The sequence below is a fragment of the Halovulum sp. GXIMD14793 genome (genome assembly GCF_054457435.1).
Genome location: NZ_JBTLNE010000041.1, coordinates 24,658 through 32,883, shown reverse-complemented (window position 1 = coordinate 32,883; position 8,226 = coordinate 24,658). Strand labels below are relative to the sequence as shown.

Here is an 8,226-nt window from a genome sequence, read left to right as displayed (position 1 = left end):
TGCCCATTCCAAATCGCTCATGTCTGATCGCGCCATGTGACTACTCCCGCCGCTTGTTTGGCGCGAAAAAAATCACAAGTCATTGGGAGTATAAAGCCCTTTGTGGGTACGCTGCCTAGCTTTGAGTGGATTTACAGCAAGCACTTGAATAACTCGCCCCTATTTGCCCGTTGTGATCAACAGGCAAATAGGGGATTTGTCTTTGGTGTTATGCTATCCAGCAGCCGTACATGTCAGGTTTGATTCCGTCTCACCATCGATGGCATAGGGCAGCGGGGTCGAATAGTATCCTTCGACCATTACCTGACCCTGACCATCGGCATCCCACTGCGCAACACGCGGTATAAAGAACGTATGCAGGTTCTCTGGGTGCAATTGCACTGTTCCGCCGGGGGCTTTGAATTCCTGTCCACGGCTGGCTTCCCGAATAGCCATGGGTGTCAGGTCTTCACCTGCGCCTAGAACGGTTTCTGCTGCCTGTTTCCAGAGATGAACCTGGAAATAGCAGGATTCCATCGGATGATGAGTAACGGCATTGGCATCGCCTGTGTAATCCCTCCAGCGCTGAATAAACGCTGCGTTTTCCGGGGTGTCTATGGCCTGGAAATAGGGGAAGGACGAATAGCTGCCAGCGGCCAATTCAGGCCCCATGCCAGCGACCTCAATCTCTGAGGTCGAGGTTGCGCAGATCGGCACATCTGCCTGAAGCAAACCCTGTTTCTGGAACTCTGCGTAGAAGGCTTTTACCGAGTCACCGCCGATGACGTTTGAAATGACGGAATCAGCACCTGACGCCTTAATCTTTGCAACGATCTCGGCAAAATCAGTGCCACCCAGCGGAACGTATTCATCACCGGCAACTTCGCCAAATCCATCTTCGACCAGCTTGCCGGCGATTTTGGCCATTGCTCTGGGGAATTCATAGTCAGAGCCGACAATAAACACGTTCCACTTTTCCAGTGAATTTACCATGAAGGAGACCATGTTATACAGCTGTTGGTTCGGAACCGAGCCGGTGTAAACAACGTTCTGAGAACACTCAGACCCTTCATAAAATGTTGGATAGAAAAGCAGGTTACCATTGTCCTGATAGACCGGCAAAACCGAAAGCCGCGATGCTGTTGTGAAAGAGCCGAAGGTGGTGACTGTCTTATCCTCGGTGACCAGCTTTTGGGCCTTCTGATTGTAAACCTTCATGTCGGATGCGCAGTCTTCGGTGATCGGATTGATCATGCGACCCGCCACACCACCGGCATCGTTAATCTCTTTGATTGCCATCAAAGTTGAGTCCGACATCGACAACTCTGGCACCGTCAAGGACCCTGTCCTGGAAAATAGAACCCCGACATCTATGGTGTCACCGGTCGCCGCAGCTGCCGTCAGGTTGGAATTTTTGATCCATATGTCCGGCGCGCCGGACGCAGCGACGGTTGCCAGCGCTGACGTTTGCAGAAATTTTCTGCGCGAAAGTTTTGTACGCATTAGATGCCTCACTCACTCATTAAACGTTACAATAGAAAGGTAAAACAGTTACACATTCTCAGGAGAGCAGCTTGCATTAAGAAAGTGTCAAAATAGTGCAGTATGCTAGATATGAGCAGAGCGAAACTGCCGCTTGATTCCCCCCCTTATTTTATAGGGGTTTGGGCATTTTTTCGAAAAGTTCTACCGCGCTGCAGCCGCGACTTAGATGTAAGCTTTTATATTTTGGCTATTTGATGGCAGGTTTTTGCAGCGCGGTTTGATGTAGTCCTAGGGCGACAGAATCACTCCTCGGTGGGCCGTCCGAACAGCACCTTTTGAGATTCCTTGTCGCTGGTTGGGCTGGATCGCTTTTCGGCCGCCGCCGCACGTCCCTTTTGCACGCCATCGCGATCGCCAACGCGGTCCAGCCAGGCGGCCATGTTGGGGAATTTGGCCAGATCCTGTTGTTGGCCCTCCCAAAGGCTGGCCCAGGGCCAGATGGCCATATCCGCGATGGAATAGTCCCCGGCCACATACTCCCGGTCGGCCAGACGTCGGTCCAGCACGCCGTAAAGCCGTGCCACCTCGTTCCGATACCGGTCCTTGGCGTAGGGCAGGTCCTGCGGCGGGTCCAGTTCGGGCGCGTATTTCAGGAAATGATGCGCTTGTCCGGCCATCGGCCCGACACCGCCCATCTGCCACATCAGCCATTGTTCGACCTCAACCCGGGACCGTTCATCGGTGCCGTAGAATTGCCCGGTCTTGCGGCCCAGATATTGCAGGATGGCCCCGGATTCAAAGATCGAGATCGGCTTGCCATCCGGCCCGTTCGGATCGACAATCGCGGGCATGCGGTTGTTGGGCGCGATCTTCAGGAAATCCGGCGCGAACTGGTCGCCCTTGCCGATATTGATCAGGTTCAGATTGTAGGGCAGCGCCAATTCCTCAAGCGCGATGGTGATTTTCCAGCCGTTGGGTGTAGGCCAGTAATATAGGTCGATAGGATCGGGCATGATGTCTCCGTCGGTTGTCTGACGGCCAATTTGATGCGCGGGCCCGGCTTGGCAAGGGGGCGATCACGAAGTTTTGGGCAAAGGGAAGGGCGCGCGGGTCTTTTTGATGAGGCGGGGGCGCGCTGTCTCTGATCGCAAGGCGGCGACAGACCAGTCGGTGCGGTCGCGCAGAATACTGCGGTAAAGGCAAAAGCTGCCCTTGCGGATATAGAACCCCCAGTGACAGACCGGTGACCGGCGACCGCCCAGCGACAGACCGCGCCCGGCCAGCGCATTGGTAACAGGGGCTGCGTCCAGGTCCAGATCCACCCAACCAACCGGCGTATCCTTCAGACCAAACCCAAGGGGCGTGCTGCCCCGCACATGGGCCGGGGCGAAAAGGCGCAGCAGGATATCGTAAAGTGTGTTGGACCGGGCAGTGATGTTATAGACCTCGGGCGTCGACCGCGCGCCTGCAAGGCTGCGTCTGGCGGGACCTGCAAATTCTGCGCTGCCCATAAGAATGACCCGCCCGATCCGGGCGTCCTTTGCATGGCGGATGGATTTCAGAGCCACGCGCGCCCCCAAGGAATGCGCAATCAGATCAATCCGGCGACCGGGGTCGATTTGCGCAATCATGTCCAGCAGATGCGCAAGCGCTTTGCCAGCATGTTTGGCCTTTTCGTAAACCCTGGCAAACCCATTGCCATCAAATGCCGTGTCGCCGGGGTTTTCGCGGGCCGTTGCGGGCCAGGCATAGCCGATACAAAGCCCGGCGGCAGGATCATTGCAAAACCCCAGACCGGCGGGCCAGGAGCGGATTTTCCAGTGATCATCCTCGGGCCGCAGGGCATAGATCAGACGGTGCGGATCGTCGATGGGGCGCTCGGGTGTGAATTTGTAGCCATGGATCATGACCACAACCGGCGCACCCGGTTTCAGCTGGTCCAGCGCTTCCCGCACAACCAACCGCAAGGTCCGGTTGCCCGGCGCATTCCAGCCCATATCCCCTAAGTGATATGCCAAGAACTGCCATCTGTTCTGCCCGCATTCTTTTCCGGCCAAGGATACAGCGGCCCTGCGCAGCTTTGGTGACGTGGCTGTTAAACTTTCATGACGCGTTGACCGCTGCGGCGCACTGGCCTAAAGACGGCATGTGGCGATTTGTTTCCGGATTGCGGGCCACGTTAAACATGCCGCTAAAAGGTCTCGGTGCCGATGCTGCCCCGATCGCCTTGCCGGTCGGGATTTTGTATTAAGAGGGGCCGAAAGGCAAAAAATGACCGATTTCAAACCACGCACCAAGCTTGTCCATGAGGGCGCGCGCCGCAGCCAGTATCAGGAATTGTCCGAGGCGATCTTCCTGACCCAGGGCTTCGTCTACCCTGATGCCGAAACCGCCGAAGCACGCTTTGTCGAAAGCGGCCCTGACGAATATATCTACGCCCGCTACGGCAACCCTACCGTGCGCATGTTCGAGGATCGCATCGCCGCACTCGAAGGGGCCGAGGATGCCTTTGCCACAGCCTCTGGCATGGCAGCCGTCCACGCCACGCTGTTTTCATCGCTTAAGGCCGGGGATCACGTTGTGGCGTCGCAGGCGCTGTTCGGCTCCTGTCTGTTCATTTTGGATAACATGCTGCCGCGCTTTGGGGTTGAGGTCACCTTGGTTGATGGCGGCGATCTGGACGCATGGCGCGCGGCGGTCCGGCCCAACACAAAGCTGTTTTTCTTTGAATCGCTGTCAAACCCAACGCTGCAGATCATCGACATTGCCGGTGTCGCAGCCATCGCGCATGAGATCGGCGCGCTTGTGGTTGCGGATAATGTCTTTGCCACACCGGTCTTTCAGCGCTCGCTTGAGCTGGGCGCGGATGTGGTGATTTATTCCGCGACCAAGCATATCGACGGGCAGGGACGATGTCTGGGCGGTGTGGTCCTGGGATCAGAGGCGTTCATTCGCGGTACATTGGAACCCCAGCTAAAGCATACAGGCGGGGCGCTTAGCCCGTTCAACGCTTGGGTGATGCTGAAAAGCCTTGAGACGCTGGATTTGCGGTGCCGGGCGCAGGCGGCCAGTGCTGAGGCGATTGCGAAAGCGTTGGAGGGGCAGGGGGTGCAGGTGATCTATCCCGGTCTGCCCAGCCATCCGCAGCATGATCTGGCAATCCGGCAGATGACGGCAGGTGGCACCGTCCTGTCCTTTGACGCGGGCAGCAAAGCGGCGGCGTTCCGCGTCCTGAACGCGCTGCAGATCGCCCTGATCTCGAACAATCTGGGCGATGCCAAATCCATCGCCACCCATCCCGCCACCACGACGCATCAGCGCCTCAGCGAGGACCAACGGGCGGCTTTGGGGATCACACCGGGCCTGATCCGACTGTCGGTCGGGCTTGAGGACAGCGACGATCTGGTTGCGGACCTGATGCAGGCGGTTGCGCTGATATAGGCCATGCCTCGCCAAAAAATCCGATGATTTCTGTCGGAAATTTGTCTTGAGATTGCCTTTCCAAACGTCTAGGGCCTGACACGCCCCGGCACGGCTTTCCTGCGTCGGAGATTTGTTTGGGGGAACAAATGGCCGAAGTTGAGTGTTTTCCAATTTCTCTTGTTATTGTTTCGGATTTTGAGGCCGGACCGAAGACATGGTCGGACGAAGACAGCTGTTTGCGCGCCTGTCTGAGCGATGCTGCTGGCATTCCCGGTAATGTTGTGATTGCCGCCTCGGCCAGTGACAAGGGAACACCGCCGCCGGACTGGTCCGATCTGCCGGTGCCCGTCAAAATTGTCTTTGTCGACAGTGAAAAATCCGGCGAGATCAAAAACGGCGCCACCGCGCATACCCAGCACGATCTGGTCGCCGTGGTCGAGGCTGACTGTCAGGCCGTTCCCGGATGGTTGGTTGCCCTTCACCGGATCTATCAGCAAGACCCGGCCCTGGATGCAGTGACTGGCCTAACCTCGTACGAGCCTGCGACCTCCATGCGGCGGGTGATGGCGCTGTATGATCGGGGTTATCTGCTGGATACGCTGCAGAACGGCGATGCCGAGCATATCTCAAACAATGGTGCCCTTTATCGCAAATCACTGCTTGAGCAATACCCCTATGGCCCTGAGGCCAGTCCATTTGTCAGCGCCGAAATTCGCCATCACGCGCTTAGGGCTGCAGGTGTTCGGGTCGGGCTTACCCGTGATGCCATTCAGTACCACGCCTATGAGGGATGGCCCTTTATCGTTGACGTCCGCAAAAACAAAGGCCTGCAACACCAGATCATGCGGGAAGCGTCGCGCGGCCCGTACAAATCAAGTCTGGCGCGTTTTTTCGGTGGGTTGCGACGCTACAGGAAGGGTATTTCTCAGGATTGGCGAAGTCTGCGACGGAGTTTCTCATTCTTTTGCAAATGGCATGACCTGCCACTGGCCATCGTCATGCCCCTGATCCTGCGTTTTGTCGAAGGGCGGGGCACGTCGCTGGCACAAGCGGGGCACGATCTGGTCCCAAACAGTTCCTACCGTTAGAGCTGGTTAAGCATAACAGATCGCAGGCCGAGCTTGCGTAAGAACTGTAGAGCGTTACGTTAGGCTCTTGCAATCGCAGCGCTTTGCGCCATCTGCATTGCCAGAAAAACGATGACAGGCCTGCAAATGACACGTCCAGACAACGCGAAAAAACCTGACCAACCGACCCGCGAAGAAGCCGAAGACGCGGTGCGCACACTTCTGCGCTGGGCCGGGGAGGATCCCACGCGGGAGGGGTTGTTGCAGACGCCAAAGCGGGTCGTAGATGCTTATGGATCGTGGTTCCGGGGCTATGACGAAAACCCAGAGGCGATGCTTCAGCGCACCTTCGAGGAGGTCGAGGGCTATGACGAGATGGTCGTTCTGCGCGATATCCGTTTCGAAAGCTTCTGCGAACACCATATGGCCCCGATCATCGGTGTGGCGCATGTCGGTTATCTGCCGATGGATCGGGTTGTGGGGATATCCAAACTGGCCCGGCTGGTGGATGCTTATGCCAAACGCTTTCAGGTGCAGGAAAAGATGAATGCCCAGATCGCCAATACGCTGCAATCGGTGCTGAAACCGCGCGGTGTCGCTGTTGTGCTGGAGGGAGAGCATCATTGCATGTCGACGCGCGGGGTGCATAAACCGGGGGTGACCATGGTGACCTCAACCGTTCTGGGGGCGTTCCGCACCGATCGTGAGACGCGACGCGAATTCATGAACATCATCGGAAACCCGACCAACCGCGCTTGACAGGCGGACGCGGCAGGGCCAAGCGTTAAGCGATGTTTGACTTGCGCCCTGTTGGTTACGTGATCGGTCTGCTGGTGGCCACGCTGGGCGTGTCCATGGCCATTCCGCTGGCCGCTGATCTGCTTGAGGGACGCGGGCAAAGCAGCACCTTTGCCGTGTCGGCCCTGATCACGATCCTGTCCGGCGGCATGCTGATGCTGTCTTGCGCGCAGCAGCGCAAGCCCGGCCTGTCGATCAAGCAGACCTTTCTTCTGACCACGCTAACATGGCTGGTCCTGCCCGCCTTTGGCGCCATCCCTTTCTGGGTTGGTGCGCCGGATGCTAGCATCACGGATGCCTATTTCGAGTCCATGTCCGGCCTGACCACCACCGGATCCACGGTGTTCTCCGGTCTCGATACCATGCCCGCCGGGACCTTGCTGTGGCGCTCCATGCTGCAATGGTTCGGCGGCATCGGCATCATTGTGGTGGCGCTTGCCTTTCTGCCCAGCCTGCGTGTTGGCGGCATGCAGATATTCAAGTCCGAAGCCTTTGATACCTTCGGAAAAATCCTGCCGCGTGCCGCGCAGATCGCGTCCTCCATCACCTGGATATATCTGGTGATCACGCTGGCCTGTCTGCTTTGCTATACATGGAACGGGATGAGCGGCTTTGACGCGCTGATCCATGCGCTGACCACAGTTTCGACCGGGGGATTCTCTAGTTATGACACGTCTCTGGGCCACTTCCCACCACAGGTGGAATACACCGCAACCGTGTTCATGCTGCTGGCCAGCCTGCCTTTCGTACGCTTCGTGCAGTTGGCCTCGGGCAATCCCCGAGCGCTGGTCGGAGACGCGCAGGTTCGGGGGTATTTTCTGGTGATCGTCGTGACCGTGACAGCCCTGACGCTTTGGGTCGCCTTCATCCATGACCATGGCGATGGGCTTGAGGCTTCGTTCCGCGAGTCGCTGTTTAACTCCGTCTCGATCCTGTCGGGCACGGGATATGCCTCGGTCGATTATCAGGAATGGGGTGCGTTTTCGATTGCTGTTTTCTTCCTGATCGGGCTGATCGGCGGTTGCGCGGGTTCAACGGCCTGCTCGGTCAAGATCTTCCGCTATCAGTTGCTGCTGGCGGTGCTGAAAGCCCAGATCCGCCGCATCCACTCGCCCTCGGGCATCTTCAAGGCGCGCTATGACGGCAAGCCGATCACGGAAGAGGTTGTCAGTTCCGTCATGGCCTTTTTCGTTATGTTCTTCCTGAGCCTTGCGGTCTTCGCCGTGCTGCTGTCCCTGCTGGGATTGGACCCGGTAACAGCGATTTCCGGCTCGGCGACCGCTCTGGCCAATATCGGCCCAGGCCTTGGCGATCAAATCGGCCCGGCAGGCAGTTTCGCGGGCCTTTCCGATGCCACCAAATGGGTGTTGGTCGCTGCCATGCTGATCGGCCGGTTGGAGGTGATGTCGGTCTATGTGCTGTTCACCTTTGCATTCTGGAAGCGCTAAGATGCGTCTGGCTGCCACCGCGCCGC

The 8,226-nt window shown here is 57.7% G+C and carries 7 protein-coding genes and 1 riboswitch; of the genes, 4 read left to right on the top strand and 3 right to left on the bottom strand.

Annotated features, from left to right (window positions below; genetic code table 11):
• Positions 1–213: 213 nt before the first annotated feature.
• The 3 genes from ACW9UQ_RS12620 to ACW9UQ_RS12610 form a co-directional block, all read right to left on the bottom strand.
• Positions 214–1,482 (bottom strand): transporter substrate-binding protein, encoded by a 1,269-nt coding sequence (locus ACW9UQ_RS12620; RefSeq protein ID WP_458931376.1) that lies wholly within the window; start codon positions 1,480–1,482, stop codon positions 214–216.
• A 284-nt stretch (positions 1,483–1,766) separates the two neighbouring features.
• Positions 1,767–2,477, bottom strand: a complete 711-nt coding sequence (locus ACW9UQ_RS12615; protein WP_458931375.1) for a glutathione S-transferase N-terminal domain-containing protein — start codon at positions 2,475–2,477, stop codon at positions 1,767–1,769.
• Between the two features lie 63 nt (positions 2,478–2,540).
• Entirely contained in the window at positions 2,541–3,482 is a 942-nt protein-coding gene (locus ACW9UQ_RS12610; RefSeq protein ID WP_458931374.1) for an alpha/beta hydrolase, read from the bottom strand.
• 120 nt (positions 3,483–3,602) lie between these two features.
• Positions 3,603–3,679: riboswitch (SAM riboswitch) on the top strand.
• Between the two features lie 56 nt (positions 3,680–3,735).
• Here ACW9UQ_RS12610 and metZ point away from each other — a divergent pair.
• The 4 genes from metZ to ACW9UQ_RS12590 all read left to right on the top strand — a co-directional run bounded on the left by metZ (position 3,736) and on the right by ACW9UQ_RS12590 (position 8,200).
• Positions 3,736–4,905: an O-succinylhomoserine sulfhydrylase gene (metZ, locus tag ACW9UQ_RS12605; RefSeq protein ID WP_458931373.1), complete on the top strand. Its 1,170-nt coding sequence runs from the start codon at positions 3,736–3,738 to the stop codon at positions 4,903–4,905.
• Positions 4,906–5,033: 128 nt separating this feature from the next.
• Entirely contained in the window at positions 5,034–5,975 is a 942-nt protein-coding gene (locus ACW9UQ_RS12600) for a glycosyltransferase family protein (RefSeq protein ID WP_458931372.1), read from the top strand.
• A 126-nt stretch (positions 5,976–6,101) separates the two neighbouring features.
• Positions 6,102–6,713: a GTP cyclohydrolase I FolE gene (gene folE / locus ACW9UQ_RS12595; protein WP_458931371.1), complete on the top strand. Its 612-nt coding sequence runs from the start codon at positions 6,102–6,104 to the stop codon at positions 6,711–6,713.
• Between the two features lie 32 nt (positions 6,714–6,745).
• A complete protein-coding gene (locus tag ACW9UQ_RS12590) occupies positions 6,746–8,200 on the top strand; it encodes a TrkH family potassium uptake protein (RefSeq protein ID WP_458931370.1) in 1,455 nt (484 codons plus the stop codon).
• The last annotated feature ends 26 nt before the right edge of the window (positions 8,201–8,226 follow it).

Excerpts from the sequence above, each read along its gene's own strand:
- ACW9UQ_RS12620 (WP_458931376.1), bottom strand. The coding sequence starts at position 1,482 with ATGCGTACAAAACTTTCGCGCAGAAAATTTCTGCAAACGTCAGCGCTG.
- ACW9UQ_RS12615 (WP_458931375.1), bottom strand. The coding sequence starts at position 2,477 with ATGCCCGATCCTATCGACCTATATTACTGGCCTACACCCAACGGCTGG.
- metZ (WP_458931373.1), top strand. The coding sequence starts at position 3,736 with ATGACCGATTTCAAACCACGCACCAAGCTTGTCCATGAGGGCGCGCGC.
- ACW9UQ_RS12600 (WP_458931372.1), top strand. The coding sequence starts at position 5,034 with ATGGCCGAAGTTGAGTGTTTTCCAATTTCTCTTGTTATTGTTTCGGAT.
- folE (WP_458931371.1), top strand. The coding sequence starts at position 6,102 with ATGACACGTCCAGACAACGCGAAAAAACCTGACCAACCGACCCGCGAA.
- ACW9UQ_RS12590 (WP_458931370.1), top strand. The coding sequence starts at position 6,746 with ATGTTTGACTTGCGCCCTGTTGGTTACGTGATCGGTCTGCTGGTGGCC.